Source organism: Methanoculleus methanifontis, assembly GCF_030464365.1.
In the GTDB taxonomy this organism is placed as follows: Archaea; Halobacteriota; Methanomicrobia; order Methanomicrobiales; family Methanoculleaceae; genus Methanoculleus; species Methanoculleus methanifontis.
In genome coordinates, this window is the sequence record NZ_VCYI01000012.1 from 44,744 (window position 1) to 62,808 (window position 18,065).

Sequence of the window (18,065 nt, forward strand, 5' to 3'; positions counted from 1 at the left end):
CATATCTCCCCCCTCTCCCAAGGGGGGATGGTAGTATGAGACGATGGATAACTCTATGCGCATGCATTCTTGCTCTTCTTGCGATGCCGTTTGCCGTAACAGCGGCGGTAATCGGGGACGAGAATGCAACGGCGACGCCTATGGGCGAGACCGAACAGATGGATAACCAGACGGAGGATATGACGATCGCCGCCTACATTGAGCAGGACGAGAACCTGACAAGGCTGGCCGAAGCGGTCAACGTGGCGGGGCTTTATGATACCCTGAACGGCGAGGGGCCGTATACGGTCTTTGCCCCGAGCAACGAGGCGTTTGACGCCCTCGGGAACGATACCGTGAACCAGCTCATGAACGAGACCGACAACCTGACGATGGTTCTCGAGTACCATGTCGTCGATGGAGAGTACACTGCGGAGAACATCACCAGCATGGCCGGCAACCAGACCGGAGAGCAGAACCAGACTGCCGGAAATGAGTCCGAAGGCGGGGTGCTTGACATCTTCAGCGGGCTTCTTGGCGGTGAGAACGAGACCGCGGGCGAGAACATGAGCACGCTCACGACGCTTGCCGGTGAGGACCTGAACGTCTCCACGACCGACGGCGAAGTCATGGTCGAGAACGCCACCGTCACCATGGCGGACATCAACACAACAAACGGTGTGATTCACATCATCGATCAGGTGCTGGTGCCTCCGGGTGTGAACCTGACAGCGGCCGAGGAGACGGCGGGCGAGGAGACTCCGACCGAGGAGATGGCCGAGAACCAGAGCGGCATGGTAGGCGTCGTACAGTGATGTAAGGCACGGTAGAGGGCGGCAAGTGCCGCCGGCCTGCCCCTGTCCGGGCTGCAACACCTCTTCATCTTTTTTGTCCGCAGAACATCCTGCGGAGACTGCCGGGTTATACCTCCCGTCAGTCAGGACGGCATGCCGGGCCCTGGAGCGTTCTAAACATGCATTGGAGACGTTCTAGAGGTTTTTCTCTTTCTCCTCGCTGCGATTGGATGATGCTGGCATGTGGTGGAAGTGTGAAAAGAATCGCCCCGATGTAGAGCGCGATTTTTTCATAAGGAGATTTGAACGTTATTATCGCAATATTTTTATATTACTCTGCTCATTCCTCTGCTCGCAAGGGGGGATATGTATGAGACGACCTGTATTGTTCGGTTTGTGCATCGTCCTTCTCCTATCAATCTCTGCTGCAAGTGTAGCAGTCTCGATTGGAGGAGGGCCTGTCGAACTGAACCCTGATGAGACTGTGAACGTTACACCGCTGAACAGTACCGAGACGTACGAGGTGCCGCAGACCAGCGTGCTTGGAGCACTTGACGTCGCCTCGATTCTTGGAGCATTCGATTACCTGGTTATAGAAGACCTGCCTCCTGAAGAGGGGAACCTCAGCATTGTATCGATCATGGATATTGAGAACGAGTTGGTGAACGAGACGCCGTACAACTGGACATACTGGGTGAACGGCGAGGAGGGCACGACAGGGGCCGCGGTGACGAACCTCTCCGATGGGGACAACCTGACCTACTCCTATGGCCCGCCGTCGCACACCCTGGAGAACGCCACGTATACCCTGACGGTGGACGTGACCGTTCTTGAGGCGGTTGTGACTCCTGAGCCGACGCCGCCGGTGAACGTGACACCTGAGCCGACGCCGGCCGCCGAAGCGAATGTCAGCATCGTTGAGCCCATGGAGGGCGCCAACGTTACTGCCGGAAACGTCACGGTGAGCGTTGACGTTATGAACTTCACGCTGGTGGAACCGACCGGGCAGGCGAACGCGCCGGGCGAAGGCCACCTGCACTACTACCTGGACGCCCCGGTGTCGATGAACGAGAGCGAACCCGCCATCCCGGAGACCGGCGAGTATGTCGTCTCCGTGAACACTTCCTATACCTGGGAGAATGTGACGGCGGGCGAGCACAACCTCTCGGTCCAGCTGGTCAACAACGACCACACGCCGATCATTCCGCTGGCCGCCGATACGGTCAACGTGACGGCCACTGAAGAAGAAGTGAACGTGACACCCGAGCCGACACCGCCGGTGAACGTGACACCTGAGCCGACACCGCCGGTGAACGTGACGCCTGAGCCGACACCGCCGGTCAACGTGACACCCGAGCCGACACCGCCGGTGAACGTGACACCCGAGCCGACACCGCCGGTGAACGTGACACCCGAGCCGACACCGCCGGTGAACGTGACGCCCGAGCCGACGCCGCCGGTGAATGTGACGCCTGAGCCGACGCCGCCGGTGAACGTGACGCCTGAGCCGACGCCGCCGGTGAACGTGACGCCTGAGCCGACGCCGCCGGTGAACGTGACACCTGAGCCGACACCGCCGGTCAACGTGACGCCTGAGCCGACGCCGCCGCCCGAAGCGAACATCACCGAACTGATTATCACGGAACTTGCGGACGAGGAGAACCTGACGACGTTCGTTGAAGCGGTGAACAACTCCACTATCGGTGAGGAACTCGAAGAGAACGGGAGTTACGTGATATGCGCTCCGACCAACGAGGCGTTCGCCGGGCTGGGCAACCAGACGCTCTCGGTGATCATGGGCGACACGATGCTCTTAAACGACATCCTCGGCTACCACGTTATCCAGGGTGATTACACGATCGAGGAGCTCGTGCAGCTCTGCGAGAACGCGACCGACGGGCAGATCTCCCTGCCGACCGTCGAAGGATCGGAGGTTAACGTTTCGCTCACCGACGACGGCCAGCTGACCATCAACAACTTCGTTGTTGTGACCCAGATCCAGATCACGACCAACATCGTGGTCTACGTGATCGATGGTGTCCTGATCCCGCCGGACACCCCGATCCCGACACCGACCCCGCCGGTGACACCCGAGCCGACACCGCCGGTCAACGTGACACCCGAGCCGACGCCGCCGGTCAACGTGACACCCGAGCCGACGCCGCCGGTCAACGTGACACCCGAGCCGACACCACCGGTGAACGTGACACCCGAGCCGACACCGCCGGTCAACGTGACGCCTGAGCCGACGCCGCCGGTCAACGTGACGCCTGAGCCGACGCCGCCGGTCAACGTGACGCCTGAGCCGACCCCACCGGTGAATGTGACTCCTGAGCCGACACCGCCGACGCCGGAGGAGACCATGGATATCCAGCTCTATGAAGGCTGGAACTTCGTCTCTATCCCGAGGCCGCTCTCTGCGGGCAACGATACCGCAGCGTCGGTCTTTGCGGACGTCGACACCGACGGGCGGTCGTTCTACACCCACACCCCGGCGGGCGGCTTCGAGCCCCTGGGCGAGAACGAGACCCTGGTGGTCCTTGAAGGATACTGGGTCTACTCGACCGAGGAGACGACCGTGGAGCTGATGCTCAGCACTGACCCGGTGAGGGCACCCGCACTGAAGACGCTCAGTCCTGGCTGGAACGCCATCGGCTACTCCGACCTGACGGAGAGCAGTGCGGACGAAGCGCTCAGGTCGGTGGAAGACATCTGGGTCTACGTCGTCGGTTACGATGCGGAGAGCCAGAGTTACCGGCAGGCGATCGTCAACAACCAGACGGATGATCAGGAACTCTTCCCGACCGAGGGTTACTGGCTGTTCGTGGGCGAAGATGGCAGACTGGCTGCCATCAGCGCCTAACCTTTTTTTTTTGCGGTTGTGCGTTCGGACAGGATCGGTATCCGGGAAAAAACCCGGTGAGAAGAGAAATGTTTTGGCCGAGGGAGTGGCGGCGGCCGCTCACGCCTGCGTTCCCGTATACTCCCGCATCAGGGCGTCGCCGTAGGCTTCCCTCTTCTTTGTCGGGATGAAGTTGAACTCCCCCGCTCTCTTGAGGAGTTCGGCGCGAATCGCGGCGTCGTCCGCGAGGTGCAGGTCCCGCACCCCGTCGATGATGAAGTCGAGCTGGTTGACACCGGTCTCCTTCCCGTCCACGAGGATCGTCCGGATCTTGATCGCGTCCGGCCGGACCCCGCCGCAGACGGTGCAGTAATCGCCTTCCTTCTCGTTCGTCACGCTCTCACTCCCGTATCATCGTAAGCGACATCTTGAACCGGGTTATGGCCGAGAGAGCGTGGGGGACGTTCGCCGGGAAGACGATCGTCTCTCCTTCCTTCATCTGGTGCGTCTCCCCCGCAACCCAGACCTCGCACTCCCCGTCCAGGATCGTCACCACCGCATCGTAGGGTGCGGTGTGCTCCGAGAGCCCCTCATCCTCGTCGAACGAAAACAGGGTGATGCTCCCTACCGGCTTGTTGATGATCATCCTGCTTGCCACGGTTCCGTCCTGGTAGGCGACGAGATCCGCCAGCCGGAGAACCTTCCCCCGCAACTCTGTACGATTCTCTTTAGCCATGGTATACCAACCTCTTCTTTACTCTGACATCCTTCGCTTATCTACTCTTCTCATCTCCCCCGGCCGTATACGAGCGCCCCGTCCACCAGGCAGGCCTCCGTGCACCGGCCGCAGAGGTAGCACTCCCCGGCTCCGGCGCCCGGTGTCGCCGCCCCGGTCGGGCACGCCCGCTCGCACTTCCGGCAGTCGATGCAGGCGTCCGTCCGCCGGAGCCGGTAGGCGGCCCTTGACGCCGCGGGGGCGAGCAGTGCGCCGTAGGGGCAGACGTAGCGGCAGAACGGCCGGTAGACGACGGCGGAGAGGAGGACGATCCCGAGGAAGACGAAGAACGAGACACTCGCGACCGTGAGATTGAAGAAGGCCGGGAGGCCCAGGAGCGCAAGAAGGTTCACCGAGAGCCCGAACCCCGCCGCGAGGAAGACGACGAAGACGCCCACCCGGACCGCCGTCGGGACACGGCTTTCGGCGCGGCCGTGCTTCTTCACCGGCACGAGATACATGAGTTCCTGGACGGCCCCCGCGGGGCAGACCTGCCCGCAGATGATCCGGCCGAATACGAGGGTGAGGGCGATAAAGGCGAGAAGCGCCACGATTGCCATCGGGAGCGGCGAGCCGAGCGCCGCCGCGTCCCGGAGGACGAGGAGCTGGAACTGGTAGGGGAAGACCGGCGCAAAGACCAGGAACCCGAAGAACACCGAGGCTGCGAGGAACGGCAGCGCACGGCGCCGGGTGAACCGGCCCGAGTACCAGAGCCATGCGAGGGCGGCAAACGCGATGATGCCGTAGATGAACCCTGCGGCCTTCGGGATCGACTCAACGACCATGTATCTTCACAGCAGCCGCGTCCCGGTCGTCGGGCGCGGGACCTTCACCACCAGCACCCGGAAAGTGCCGTCGCTCTCGTTCATCAAGCGGTGCGGTATCTTTGCCGGGCTGTCGACCAGGTGGTCCTTGCCGACCTCCGCACGCTCGTCGCCGATCTCGACGATTCCCGTCCCCTCGAGGACGTAGAAGAAGACGTCCACCGGGGTTATGTGCTTCTTTAACGACTCTCCCGGCGCAAGCGTGATCACGACCGCGTTCGCGTGCTCGGTGTCGTAGACCTTCCGGGCGTCGACGTTATGCGGATTCTTGCCGATCGGTTCCTGTGCTACATCAACAATCTTCATATCATCCATCTCCAGTCTGTTGTATCGCATTCATCCCTTATAATTCGTCCAGTAGTTCGCGAGGCTCTCCCGCCGCCGCCGCTCATGGCGACGGGCCCGCATCTCCGGGAAGGTCGGCTCATCGCTCTGGACCGCCGGACAGTAGGGGCAGAGAGCATACGATACGTCGTCGGCCTTGTCCCTGACCGGGCAGAGATAGGCCCCCTCCCACTCGTCGACGATCTGCCCTCCGGGAAACGGGGTGCCGACGGGATGTGCGGGTTCTTCCACAACAAACATGGTGAACGCGGAGAGGAGGTACTTCAGGTAGAGGAACTTCGGGTCCTTCTCCCGCGCCTTCTCGGTGCAGGCCTCCGCCACCATGGCGCAGTAGGCGCCGAGTGCCGGGTCCGGTGGGTCGTCGGATCCGCCGCCGTTCCGGGAGAGGAGGACCAGCTGGTGGTGTGCCCCGAAGATCTCCTCTCTGACGCTCTCGAGGAGCCGGTCGCGATAGTCCTCCGGGAGGCCGGCAACCTTCCGCTCGAACCGGGCGTGCATCATCTCAAGGTCGTGCAGGTCGAACGCCTTCATCTCGTCGGCGATGACGCAGAGGAGGTCCCTCTTCGTCGCTGCCTCCTGCATTCGCCGGCACGCTCTCCTGATCGCCGCCACCGATACCGACTGCCCGTCCCCGGCCTCGCCTTCATCATCAAAGGGGTCGATGATGAAGGAGCAGGCGTCGCGGGGGCCGGCCCCGGGCGTCTCGCGGCCTTCCCGGCCGATGAGCCGCAGAATACGGTTCAGTATCGTCTCCAGCCGCATGGTCTCACCAGAGTTTACATAAGAAGATGCGATGCGGAGAGGTTTAATCTTGATGTAACTTTCATAGTAACAACAATGAACGGTCTTGTCAGGAACCTGACGGCCCTCGGATTGACGGAGTACGAAGCCCGGGTTTACGCGGCCCTCGTCGGGATCGGCGAGGGGAGCGCCCGCCAGGTCCACGAGGCGAGCGGAGTCCCCCGGCCGAGGGTCTACGACATCGCCGAAGGGCTTGCCGCACGGGGTTTCATCACCGTCCGGCGGGGGAACCCCTATCTCTACATCCCGGCCGAGCCCGCGGTCGTCATCCACCACCTGAAGAGCGCCGTGGACGCCGCGGCGACGGCGGCGGTGCAGGGTCTCGACGCCCTCTCGCTCGACGCCCGGGCGAAGAACTCGCCGATCTGGTATGTGCAGGGGGAGTGGAGCATCCGGCGCCACGCGGAGTCGCTTGCCGGCGGCGTCGCCCGCGACCTCGCCGTCGTCTGCCTGGACTACCGGGAGATCGGCGAGTTCGCCCGCCTGATTGCCGATACATCGAGGGAGCGTCCCGTGAGCGTCCTCCTCCCGAACGGGAAGCGCGGGATCAAGAAGCCGCTCGGGGACGCGTCCCTCTACGTCCCGAAGCCTTTCTGCACCTTCTTCCAGGAGAACATCTTCGAGAAGATCTACTGCGGCCCCATCCCGGTGGACGGGTCGGCGTTCCTGCTCGATTACATCTTCATCGCCGACGACCGCGTCTGCATGATCGTCTACCGCCAGGATGGGGTCCGGAACGCCGTCGTGATCACCCTGCCGTTCATCGCCTGCGTCCAGAGACAGTTCGTCAACCGGATGATCGCGAACGCCGACTGCATCGGCGGCCCCCTTCCGCGGCCCCCTGATCAGGCGGAGTCGAGCGGTATGTAGGGGGCGAAGGTCAGGACGTCATTTTTGACGGCGTCAAACCCGACCCGCTCGAGGAACCGTGCGGTCCGCTCTCCCGGTTTGGCGTTGGCCCGGTAGTACTCAAGCAGACGGCGGACCAGGTCGAGGGCCTGATCTTTCGTGAGGTCTTTTGCGGCGACGTCGCCGATCCGGGGGCGGCCGCCGGAGTTACCGCCGAAGATGACCGTCCAGCCTTTCGCGTTCCCCATGAGCCCGATGTCGCGGAGGTAACTCTCGCCGCAGCACCGGGGGCATCCCGAGACGCCCATCTTGAGTTTTGCTGGCAGATCCATCTCCTGGTAGAGATCCTCGACCTCGAGCCCGAGGCCCAGGGAGTCCTGTTTGCCGTATTTGCAGGTCACCGTCCCGGGACATGCCTGGACGTAGTGGACGCAGGGCGCGGTCGCCTGCCCGACGGTCATCCCGAGTTCGTTCCAGATGCTCTCGACGTCCTCTTCTTTGATCCCGACGAGCACCATCCGCTGTCCCGACGTCATCTTGATGACGGGGATCTCGTAGCGCCTGACGACCTTGACGATGCTCTCCAGGTGCTCCGGGCTGACGATCCCCGCGGGGGTTCTCGGCACGATCGCGTAGGACGTTTTATCTCTCTGGAGGATTGCTCCTCTGGGTCCGTTTTCCATGCTCGTTTTCACCTCTCCGGCAGTTTCGGATGCGCCGGATACAATCCAGCCATCGCCGTCGGGAGGGAAAAGCGTGGTGTCACTCCGCGGGGTACACCCGTTCAGGCACTCCCATACGGCCGATTGGGGGACCGCATCTCCCACCTGACCGGCCCGGCCCACGGTGCTGAGGGGTATGACCCCCTCATAACCCCAGTTTCGCCCGCTTCCCCTCGATGTGCTCCAGGATCCCATCCGTTGCCGCTTTTGCGTCCGTCTCGACGTGGAGCACCCCGCCGGTGATGCCGGGCAGGTCCTCGGTCAGGAGTTTGACGAGGTCCGGCCCCCCGGTCACGGTCGGGATCGGGTTGACGTAGGTGTAGAGGCCGAGCGCGAGCGCGAAGAGGGCATCGATCGTCGCTTTCTGCTCCATGTACTCCGGGGCGGCGACGGCGACCGGGAGGTCGGGGAGGGGAACGCCGCCGAGGGCCTCGGAGACCGCGAGAAGGAGGTCGGCGCACCTGCCGGTGTCGGTGCAGGTCCCGAACCCGAGCACCGGCGGTACGCCGAGCGCCGTGCAGAGCCCTTTCAGCCCCGGCCCGGCCTTCTCCTTCGCCTCCGGTGAGCAGAGCCCGGCGACCTGGAGGGCCGCGACCCCGCACCCCATCCCGAGCACCAAGACGTCGCGGGCGATCAGGTTCTCCGCGACCGCGACGGTGTGGACGTCCTGCCCGGTGTCGCGCAGCGTGGTGCAGGAGACGAGCCCCACGACGCCCCGGATGGTGCCGTCCTTGATGGCACCGAGCAGCGGGTCGAGGCTCCCGCCGAGCGCGTCGACGATGCTCTCCGTGGCGAACCCGACCACCGCCTCCCGCACGGGAAGACCCCGGATCGGTTCAATCGTGTCGTGCCGCTCCTTGAAGTTCTCGATCCCCATCTGCAGGAGGGTCGCCGCCTGCTCTTTTGCCTCCTCCGGGACGTAATCGAGCCGCTCCGTCCCGCCCTCGAAGACCACGACCTCGCTCACGGGGATCAGTTTGAAGTGGTACTTCTCGGCGTAGAGGGGGTCGAGCGGGAGCGAACAGTTCATATCGGCGGCAAAGACGTCCACCGCCCCGGTGGCAAGGACCGCCTCCTGCATGATCCAGTTGCCGGTGTAGCCGTAGAAGACGTCGTCCATCTCCCGGCGCTGGATCAGTTCCTGTCCGGTCTCGATGTTCGCGATGATCCGAAGGCCCTTCGCCCCCGCATCCTTCGCCTTCTGCTGCCACTCGCCGGTGCGGGCGAGGTCGATGAGGGCAAACCCGAGGAAGGGTTCGTGACCGTTCGGGAGGATGTTGACGTAGTCGGGGTCGAGCACCCCGAGGTCGACCCGCATCGGGTGCGGGCGGGGGATGCCGTAGAGGATGTCCTGGATGTACTCGAGGACGATCTGGCTCTGGTAGGCCATCGCGACACCGAGGCGCATCGCCCGCATGGCGTGGCTCGCGAACCAGCCGTCGACGTTCGTGAGCGTCGAGGCGGTATCGACGATCGCCTCCCCGTAGATCCCGCCCGGGAAGAGGTTGAGCCGCTTCCAGGTCTCTTTGCGCTCCTCCGGAGCGAGCCGCTCCACGATCCGGCTCGGCTCGTGGGTGAACCGGTGGAAGTCCTCCTCTACGAAGTCGCAGAGCCGGAGCGCGACCTCGGCGTCGCTCCCGCCGGTATCGATCCCGAGCCGCCCGGCAAACGTCCTGAGTTTCTCCGGCTCCGCGATCGAGAACGGGGTCTTTCCCTCCGCGGTCGCCCGGAGGGTGCGGACGGCCTGCGCCGCGTGGAAGTGGTAGTTCGACGCACCCATGACGTTCCGGAGAAGCATCATCCGCATCGCCATGCCGTCGGCATTGATCCCGCAGACGCCCCGCCAGTTCCGGGAGGCGTCCGCCCGGCAGGGGCCGTTCGAACAGAAGTCGCACCGTGCTCCCGCCTGGCAGTAGGCGCACCGCTTGTCGGGATCTCTTCCGAGACCCTGCGCCTCGTAGCGGTCCCAGACGTTCGACATGCCGTCCGCTTTGAGCCGCTCGTAGACGGTTCTCACCGAGTCGTGGTAGGATATCCTGTCGCTCTCCATGGTCATGGGGAGAGGAACTGGATCGAGGCATAAAGAAGGTATCGGTGCGGGTTATTCCTCCTCGATATACCGTTTCAGGGCCGCGGCGTTGTTGTGGGTCTCGTCTCTCGCGGCGTAGAGGAGCGTGACGGTCTCCTCCACCGCCTCCTGCCTGAGCCGGGCGAGTTCTTCCTCTTTTCCCGCGAGTTCTGCCCGGTAGCGCCGGAGAAACTCCTCCCACTTCGCCGGGTCGTGCCCGAACCATCGCCGCAGTTCGCCCGACGGTGCGAGTTCCTTCTCCCACCGGTCGAGCGACGCCTTCTCTTTCGAGATGCCCCTCGGCCATATCCGGTCGACGAGAACCCGGGTGCCGTCGTCTTCTGAGGGTATCGCATAGATCCTCTTTATACGTATCATGGCCGGAGATACGGCGCCCTCTCATTTAACCTGTGGGGGTGAAGGGGCGGAGCGGGAAGTCCCCACCGTTCAGGGTGGGGATGAAAGCGGAGCCGCCCTTCTTCACGTTCACCCCGCACGGATCAAGTATATCTTATTTCAGATTAACTCTCTTGTTGTCCATGCTCATTTCCTACAAGTATCGAGCATATCCAGATGCAATTACCAGGACGCGGCTGAATACTGCACTCGATACCTGTCGGTGGCTCTACAACACCCTCCTCGAAGAGTGTACTACCGCACGAGAGGCCGGGGTCGCTCCGACGATGCGAGGAATGCAGGCGCGGATCGTCACGCTAAAAGAGGAGAACCCGTTTCTGAAGGACGTGTACTCCAAAGTACTTCAGATGGTGAACTACACCCTCTGGAGTAACCTGCGTGCCCTGTCGCAGACAAAGAAGAAAGGGCGGAAGATCGGCAAACTCCGGTTCAAGAGCGCATCCCGGTACCGAACGCTCAACTATAACCAGTCGGGGTTCAAGATCAACCGTGAATACAGCACGATCACTTTCTCAAAGATCGGAGCAATTCCGTTCAGAATGCACCGACCTTACTCAGGAGACGTGAAGGGTGTCTTGATCACCCGTTCCGGTGATAGATGGTATGTGATCGTTCAGGCAGAGCAGACAGTGTCTGCATCAAAGCGGGAAGGGCGTTCGGTTGGCATTGATGTTGGTTTGAACTCGTTTGTAGTTGATAGCGACGGTACAGTGATTGAGAATCCTCGGTTCTATGAGCGCTCGCTTGACCGAATCAAGAAGTTACAGCAAAGCATTGCCCGGAAGAAGCGACTTTCGCAGAACTGGAAAAAGGCAAAATACAGGCTGGAGAAGGTTTATGAGCACATCACGAACCAGAAGAACGATTTCCTGCACAAACTCTCCCGCCAGTACGTTGACACCTATGCAACGATCTGCGTTGAAGACCTGAATATCAAGTATCTCAAAGAGAAGGATAAATCTCGCGGGCTTCGCAGGAGTATTCACGATGCTTCATGGGGACGATTCTATTCTTACCTCGCGTACAAGGCTGAAAGTGCTGGTACGACCGTCATCCAGATCGATCCCCGCGACACGACACAGATGTGCTCGAACTGCGGAAGCATCGTGAAGAAAAGTCTCTCCGAGAGAGTCCACGAATGCCCATACTGTGGGTTTGTTGCCGATAGAGATTACAATGCTGCGGTGAATATCCACCGCGTAGGGATGGAACAGCCCTTTGAGCCTGTGGAAATGCAGAGCATTTCCCAGCCAGGGAAATCTTCGATTTCCCGTGCTGTGGAGATGATACCTCTACATCACATCTCTGTGATGCAAGTATTGTCCATGAAGCAGGAAGCCCCGCCCTTCAGGGCGGGGTAGTTCACTCCTGTTCTCGGGGTGCACGGGGCAGGGAAGGTATAACTATGATGGAGATGAGTTCCCCGCCATGAAGCCCAATGCAGTCCTTCTTGTGGCGCTCCTCGTCGTGAGCGCCGGTTCGCTTGCAGCGGGATGCACCCAGCCCGGCGGAGACGTCACCCCGACCGCCACGGAGACGGAAAACGATACAACGACGCCGACGTCCGCAACGGACGGCCCGGGTGTGACCTTCACCGTTGCCGCCGATAACCTGGCCTTTGATACGAGCACCATCACGGCGCCTGCGGGGGCGAACGTGACGATAACCTTCGAGAACAGGGATGACGGGATCCCGCACAACATCGCGGTCTACACGAATGCCTCGGCGGTCGAGGAGATCTTCGTGGGCGAGACCATCACCGGCCCGGCCCAGGCGACCTACACCTTCACGGCGCCGGATGAGCCCGGTACCTACTTCTTCCGGTGCGACGTCCATCCACAGCAGATGACCGGCGACTTCATCGTGGAGTGATGGTTTTACAGGGCGTTCTCCCTCTTACCGCGTTCCGGGTGGGGTCTCTGCCCGGACCGGGGCTTCTGACGGCAGCGGCCCAAACGGGTGGGCAAGTTATAAGTAACATGTGCGTGATGCCCCCCTTCCATGAGGTATATCACAGTCCTTCTGGCAGTGCTCCTCATCCTGGGCGCAGGCATACTGGCCGCGGGATGCACAATGCCGGAGGGAGACGGCACCCAGCAGACCCCGATGGGAGAAGAGACTCCAATGGAGACCGAGACCCCGATGGAGATCGAGACTCCGATGGAAGAAGAGACGCCTCCAGGCATGGAAGAAGAGACGCCTCCAGGCATGGAAGAAGAGACCCTGATTGGAGGAGAAGCCCCCATGGGTGGTCAGGCAGAGTATTGACGCGGTAAGACCATTGAACCGGCTGCATCGCGATGCAGCCCCCCCCACTTCTTTTTCTTACAGATTTCGTGGAAGAAGCGCGAAGGCACGTATCGGACACCGCCCCCGGCGCCGCATAAAAAAAAAAGGTTAGGGTTCAGCGCCTCTTCCTCGCCCAGAGGAAGAAGGCTAGCGGTGCAAGGAGGGGCGCGTAGACGAGCGGTGCCGCAGGTGTCGTCGTCGGCGCGGCAGTGGTCGGCTCCGTCGTTACGTCTTCGGTCGCGGTTACCGTGGCCGTGACGTTCGTCTCATCGGGTGTGGCGGTCGGCGTCACGGTCACGTTCTCCGGCGCCGCGGCGATGGCAAAGGTGGAGAATCCGGGGGTGGTTGCCCGGAAGCGGTACTTCCCGTTCTCTTCATCGACGACCTCGGTCTCCAGGATCTGCCAGCCACCGTTGACGTAGCGCATGAGCCTGACGTCCTCCGGGAGCATGTCGTGCTCCTCGAGCCACTTCGCCGGGACGGTGAAGGTCAACGCCGCGCCGCTGATGTCGTTTTGGTTCACCCACGAGAGGGCGATCTCGATGTATTCGTAGGTGTTGCCGCCGGGAGGCTCCGCCTGGTTGGACAGCGCCGTCTCCTTCACGACCACCAGCATCTTCGGGATGTTGTTTGCAGCCGTGATAGCGACGCTGCCGATCGACGTGACGTCGATACCCGAGAAGGTGTGCGTCTCGCCGCTCTTCAGGTTCTCGCAGATCCCTGCGAAGAAGGTGGGGTCAGCGCTGCCGCCGCTGCTCGAGGCGCGTTTGGTCGACCCGGGTTTAGTCGGGGTCTGTGTGGGATCCGGTGTAGGGTCGGGCGTGGGGTCGGTCGCGGGCTCTGTCGTGATGGTGACCGCCGCCGTTCCCTCCATGCCACCGGCACAGGCCTTCACGTCCGCAGACCCTTCCATGAACGCCGCGAAGAGGCCGGCCCGGTCGATCGTGCCGACATCATCGTCGGAACACGACCACCAGACCCTGACCCAGTCCATTACGTCGTCGCACTGGTCGAATACGGTGGCCGTGAACTCCCGGGTTTCTCCGGGCGCGAGTGTGGCCGTGGCCGGTTCGACCTCGACACAGGCCGGGACCGGGAGCGAGGGCAGAACGGTCACGCAGGCGGAGCCACAGACTCCGTCAGCCGATGCGATGAGCCGCACCTCGCCGTCACAGAGCGCGGTGAAGATGCCGCACTCGTCGATGGTGCCGACGTTCTCATCGGTGCTCTCCCAGGTCACTTCGCCGTCCATCGGGTATCCGTGCCGGTCGAACGCGGTGAGCGTCAGGTTGTGGCCTGCGGGGATGTAGAAGTCGGACGGGCTGACCACGATCCGCGCAACCTCCGGCGACGCCGCAGACTGGACGGTCACCGTCGCAGGTTCGACCTCGTCGACCCCGTCGATCGTTGCGGTGACGGATGTGCTGCCTTCGCCTTGTGCGGTGAAGAGGCCGTTACCGGTGATCTCGCCGACACCCGGGTCGGCGCACGACCAGTCTATGATAGAGCCTGCATTATCCTGTTGACCATACACGGTGAACTGCCACTCGTCCTCGCAGTTCAGGATGATCACCGACGGGGATATCGCGGCCCCCGAGCGATCGATGACCTCTACGTCCGCCGTCGTGGTGACGCCGCCTACCGATGCAGTGACGGTCGCCGTGCCGCAGCCAAGGGCGGAGAAGGCGCCGCTGCAGAGATCAATGGTGCCGACGTCCTCGTCGCTGCACTCCCAGTCGATCTCGACGTCCGACATCTCGCAGCCGTCCTGATCGAGGGCGGTCGCGGTGAACGTTGCGGTGTCGCCGGTGGCGAGCGTGATTGCCGCCGGGGTGACGACGATGCTGGAGAGAACCGGGCCGCCGCAGTTCACGGTGACGGTTGCGGTTCCTTCGGCACCGTCTCCGCATGCGGTGATGGTCGCCGTGCCGCAATCAAGGGCGGTGAAGACGCCGCACTCATCGATGGTGCCGACGCTCTCATCGTTGCACTCCCAGGTGATCACGGCGTCCTCGACGATGTTGCCGAAGCGGTCGAACGCGACGGCTTCGAACTCCAGGTCGTTGCCGCTCTCAAGGCTGACCTCGGACGGCACGACCGCGATCTTCGCGAGCGCCGGCCATTCGTTGACGGTGATGGTTGCTTCCGCAGAGCAGTTTCCTGCCGTTGCGGTTACGGTCGCCGTGCCCGCGGCAAGGGCGGTGAAGCATCCGTCCTCATCGACAGTTCCGACGGCTTCGTTGCTGCATGCCCAGTCGATCTCACCGGCGGGCATGACGTTGTCGTCCTGGTCGTAGCCCGTTACCATGAACCTCTGGACATCCTCGACGTCCAGGGTGGCTCCGGGCGGTGTGAGCGTGATCCTTGTCAGGACCGGCTCTTCCGGTTCATCTGCGTTAACGGTGACGGTCGCGGTTCCGGAGACATCTCCCGCCGACGCGGTGACGGTCGCGGTGCCTGAGGCAAGGGCGGAGAAGAGGCCGGTATCATCGACGGTTCCGATGGTCTCGTTGTCACATGACCAGGCGAACTCGACGCCGGTCATCTCAAGGCCGTTCTCGTCAAAGGCAATTGCCGCGAACTGTTCTGTGTCGCCGACATCCAGGGTGGCCGTGTCCGGTTCGACCTCGATGCGTTCGAGCACCGGTTCTTCGGGCTCATCAGCGGTGACGGTGATGGTCGCGGTTTCGGAGAGGTCGCCCGCTGTTGCGGTGACGGTCGCGGTGCCCGCTGCATGGGCAGTGAAGAAGCCGCTGGACTCATTGATGGCTCCGACGGTCTCGTTGTCGCACGACCAGGTGACCGAAACGCCGGGCACTTCGCCACCGAACTGGTCACGGACGGTCGCTTCGAACGTCACCGTCTCGTTGACATCAAGCGTGGCCTCGGGCGGTTCGATCGTGATTTCAGTTGCGGCCGGTTCTTCATCCGTGACCGTGACGGTCGCGGTTCCGGTGATGTCTTCGGCGGTTGCAGTGATGGTCGCGGTGCCCGCGGCAAGAGCGGTGAAGATGCCGTCCGTGTCGATCTCGCCGACGGTCTCGTTGTCGCACGACCAGTTGAACGCAATGCCGGTCATCTCTTCTTCGAACTGGTCAAGGGCAGTTGCCGCGAACTGCTGTGTGCCGTCGATCTCCAGGGTGACCGTTTCCGGTTCGACCTCGATGCTATCAAGCACCGGTTCTTCGGGCTCATCAGCAGTGACGGTGACGGTCGCGGTTCCGGCGATGTCTTCGGCAGTTGCGGTGACGTCCGTCGTGCCCGCCGCATGGGCAGTGAAGAAGCCGGTGTCATCGATGGTTCCGACGGTCGTGTTGCTGCATGCCCAGGCGAACTCGGCGCCGGCCATCTCTTCTCCGAACTGGTCGAAGGCGGTCGCGGTGAACTGTTCGGTGCCGTCGATCTCCAGCGTGGCCGTGTCCGGTGTGACCGTGACACGATCGAGGATCGGTTCGACCGGTGCTCCCGGTTCGTAGACGAATATGTAGAGGTTCGAGTCCGATTCACGGCCTCTCTGCCAGACGATCGTGTTTCCGCTGACGGCGGGGTAGAGATGTTCGTCATCTTTGTCTTCGGACAGAACAACAGACATTTCTTTCTCGGCGGAGAGGTCGTACATGAAGATGCTCCGCGCCGGAACCCGCTTGTCCTCCCAGACGATGATGCTCCCGCTGATTGCCGGCGCAACCTGGTCGGCGCTGTCGGAGGTGATCCTCTGCTCCCCGCCGGACGGGTCGTCGAGATCGGTCATGTAGATGTCGGGGTTCCCGTGCCGGTTATCCTCCCAGGCTACGACGCTCCCGTAGAGCGAGGGCCAGGACTGAATCGCCGTGCCCGTGGATACTGCCCCTTTTATCTCGCCGTCATTGATGGAGTAATACCGGATCCTCTCACCCGCCTCTTCGACCCAGGCGACGTACTTCTCCGAGAGTGCGGGCTTGAACTCGGTGTCGATGTCCCCTCCGGGGATCGTCATCTTCGCGTCGCACTCGATGACGTCTTTCACGCTGCCGGCGGCGATGTCGTAGAGGACGATGTTGGTATCGCCGCTGCTGTCGTCGTACCAGGCAACGTAGTTCCCGCGGACGATCGGCAGCCACTGCTTGCCCGTGTCGGTTGTGAGCTGTGTCTCAATGCCTGTAGAACGGTCATAGAGGTAGATGTCCCAGTTCCCGTGCCGATAGTCCTGCCAGACGATGTAGTTTCCCGAGATGGACGGCCTCTCCTGCGAGGCGGGGTCGTCGGTTATCCTCTCGCCGGTATAGGAAGAATACTGCATACCCCGATATGGATCTGCCCTGAATTTGTCTACCGTCCCAAAGTAGATATCCTTGTTATCGTGCCTGTCGTCTTCCCAGACGATCAGGTTGCCGTCGATATCAGGCCATTCCTGCGCTTCGTTGAAGGGAGAATAGAGATCCTCCCCCGGCGCAGGCTCTACCGCCGCAGCCGGCGGGATCAACAGTCCGATGGTGACGACTGCGCACAATAGCACCAAATATGCATGTTTTTTCATTTCTTTCCCCCTTGACAATCGCTCCCTGTCCGCGAGACGGCGGCGCAGACCTGCCGGTAGCGCAAACAGGCTGGCTAACGCAGGTGCTCGCCGGGGCGTCCGGCAGACGGAGAGCGAATTCCGATTTAAGACCCGGTCATATGGTAGCCGGTGAATGGGTGGATAGCGGTATAAATATATATCTTTTACGGTGATTTATTCTTAAATTTTTATAATAAAAACAGGGATCTCTTATGTGTCTATAGGGCCGCAGGGATGTTCTGGGAGGCCTGCCATGGGCCACCTTCTGCCGGAAGGTGGAGGGGCTGGTGGCCACATAGATTCTCCCCTGGACTGTTATGACCCCGAGTTTTTTATTATAACTATCGCAGAAGGACCAGGTGCCCTGCCGGTCAGCGCATCGCGGCAAGGTCCCGCCGGTTCCCCAGCCGGGCGACCCACACCACGGCGTCGTCGCGGATTTGTCGGGGCGTTCATGTAAGCAGCGGGCGGATGCATCGCGCCTGCCCGGCTCCTTTTCCCGGTCAAGGCGCGAGTGAGAGACGAAGTCGTTTTCATCCCGACAATATTTCCGGCAACGTCTGCAGAAATGCTGCTGATTTTCTGCGGAACTTTTCCCATACGGGTAAAATGGTTAGCATTCGACCGGAGCACACCCTACCGGGGGGGAGATGAAGGTCGATCATAGCTTCTGTCGCAGGCCGTTCTGTTTACCAATCAAACCCTCAAGAAGTTGCATGTATTCATGCATCTACACTAATGGTTGAATATCGCGAGCAAAGTATTATATGATATGAGTTCCATGCTGGAACTCAATACCTGGGGGGGAGTGATATTCGGCGCT

Annotated in this window: 15 protein-coding genes; 6 read left to right on the forward strand and 9 right to left on the reverse strand. The window is 61.9% G+C overall.

The genetic code is table 11. The annotated features are described in order from the left end of the window. Positions 1 to 83: 83 nt before the first annotated feature. Both FGW20_RS09635 and FGW20_RS09640 read left to right on the forward strand, forming a co-directional pair. The gene (locus tag FGW20_RS09635; RefSeq protein ID WP_301677878.1) at positions 84 to 794 is read left to right on the forward strand and encodes a fasciclin domain-containing protein; all 711 of its coding nucleotides are present in this window, start codon (positions 84 to 86) and stop codon (positions 792 to 794) included. Positions 795 to 1,257: 463 nt separating this feature from the next. After that, positions 1,258 to 3,636 (forward strand): fasciclin domain-containing protein, encoded by a 2,379-nt coding sequence (locus tag FGW20_RS09640; RefSeq protein ID WP_301677879.1) that lies wholly within the window; start codon positions 1,258 to 1,260, stop codon positions 3,634 to 3,636. A 99-nt stretch (positions 3,637 to 3,735) separates the two neighbouring features. Here FGW20_RS09640 and FGW20_RS09645 read toward each other — a convergent pair whose 3' ends face one another. From FGW20_RS09645 to FGW20_RS09665, 5 genes are read right to left on the reverse strand one after another with little or no spacing between them, the layout of a single operon-like run. Then, positions 3,736 to 4,011 (reverse strand): NAC family transcription factor, encoded by a 276-nt coding sequence (locus tag FGW20_RS09645; RefSeq protein WP_301677880.1) that lies wholly within the window; start codon positions 4,009 to 4,011, stop codon positions 3,736 to 3,738. A gap of 4 nt (positions 4,012 to 4,015) precedes the next feature. Further along, positions 4,016 to 4,351: a cupin domain-containing protein gene (locus FGW20_RS09650; protein ID WP_301677881.1), complete on the reverse strand. Its 336-nt coding sequence runs from the start codon at positions 4,349 to 4,351 to the stop codon at positions 4,016 to 4,018. A 50-nt stretch (positions 4,352 to 4,401) separates the two neighbouring features. Continuing rightward, positions 4,402 to 5,175, reverse strand: coding sequence for a 4Fe-4S binding protein (locus tag FGW20_RS09655; RefSeq protein ID WP_301677882.1), 774 nt, complete (start codon positions 5,173 to 5,175; stop codon positions 4,402 to 4,404). 6 nt (positions 5,176 to 5,181) lie between these two features. Then, on the reverse strand, positions 5,182 to 5,520 hold the full coding sequence (locus FGW20_RS09660; protein WP_301677883.1) for a cupin domain-containing protein: 339 nt from the start codon (positions 5,518 to 5,520) through the stop codon (positions 5,182 to 5,184). 30 nt (positions 5,521 to 5,550) lie between these two features. Further along, positions 5,551 to 6,321: a DUF2115 domain-containing protein gene (locus tag FGW20_RS09665; RefSeq protein ID WP_301677884.1), complete on the reverse strand. Its 771-nt coding sequence runs from the start codon at positions 6,319 to 6,321 to the stop codon at positions 5,551 to 5,553. A 75-nt stretch (positions 6,322 to 6,396) separates the two neighbouring features. On the opposite strand from FGW20_RS09665, the gene FGW20_RS09670 reads away from it, so the two are divergent. Continuing rightward, entirely contained in the window at positions 6,397 to 7,230 is an 834-nt protein-coding gene (locus FGW20_RS09670) for a TrmB family transcriptional regulator (RefSeq protein WP_301677885.1), read from the forward strand. Here the strand turns inward: FGW20_RS09670 and FGW20_RS09675 are convergent. The 3 genes from FGW20_RS09675 to FGW20_RS09685 all read right to left on the reverse strand — a co-directional run bounded on the left by FGW20_RS09675 (position 7,206) and on the right by FGW20_RS09685 (position 10,377). Then, the gene (locus tag FGW20_RS09675; protein ID WP_301677886.1) at positions 7,206 to 7,892 is read right to left on the reverse strand and encodes a ferredoxin-like domain-containing protein; all 687 of its coding nucleotides are present in this window, start codon (positions 7,890 to 7,892) and stop codon (positions 7,206 to 7,208) included. The genes FGW20_RS09670 and FGW20_RS09675 overlap by 25 nt on opposite strands. 184 nt (positions 7,893 to 8,076) lie before the next feature. Next, entirely contained in the window at positions 8,077 to 9,987 is a 1,911-nt protein-coding gene (gene cooS / locus FGW20_RS09680; RefSeq protein ID WP_301677887.1) for an anaerobic carbon-monoxide dehydrogenase catalytic subunit, read from the reverse strand. 45 nt (positions 9,988 to 10,032) lie between these two features. After that, positions 10,033 to 10,377, reverse strand: coding sequence for a DUF488 domain-containing protein (locus FGW20_RS09685; RefSeq protein ID WP_301677888.1), 345 nt, complete (start codon positions 10,375 to 10,377; stop codon positions 10,033 to 10,035). Between the two features lie 161 nt (positions 10,378 to 10,538). Between FGW20_RS09685 and FGW20_RS09690 the strand changes: the two genes are divergently transcribed. From FGW20_RS09690 to FGW20_RS09700, 3 genes are all read left to right on the forward strand, one after another. Next, positions 10,539 to 11,777, forward strand: a complete 1,239-nt coding sequence (locus FGW20_RS09690) for an RNA-guided endonuclease InsQ/TnpB family protein (protein WP_301677889.1) — start codon at positions 10,539 to 10,541, stop codon at positions 11,775 to 11,777. Positions 11,778 to 11,844: 67 nt separating this feature from the next. Further along, positions 11,845 to 12,288 (forward strand): cupredoxin domain-containing protein, encoded by a 444-nt coding sequence (locus tag FGW20_RS09695; RefSeq protein WP_301677890.1) that lies wholly within the window; start codon positions 11,845 to 11,847, stop codon positions 12,286 to 12,288. 129 nt (positions 12,289 to 12,417) lie between these two features. After that, positions 12,418 to 12,684: a hypothetical protein gene (locus FGW20_RS09700; RefSeq protein ID WP_301677891.1), complete on the forward strand. Its 267-nt coding sequence runs from the start codon at positions 12,418 to 12,420 to the stop codon at positions 12,682 to 12,684. 136 nt (positions 12,685 to 12,820) lie between these two features. Here FGW20_RS09700 and FGW20_RS09705 read toward each other — a convergent pair whose 3' ends face one another. Continuing rightward, a complete protein-coding gene (locus FGW20_RS09705) occupies positions 12,821 to 17,221 on the reverse strand; it encodes an Ig-like domain-containing protein (protein WP_301677892.1) in 4,401 nt (1,466 codons plus the stop codon). Positions 17,222 to 18,065 lie beyond the last annotated feature (844 nt).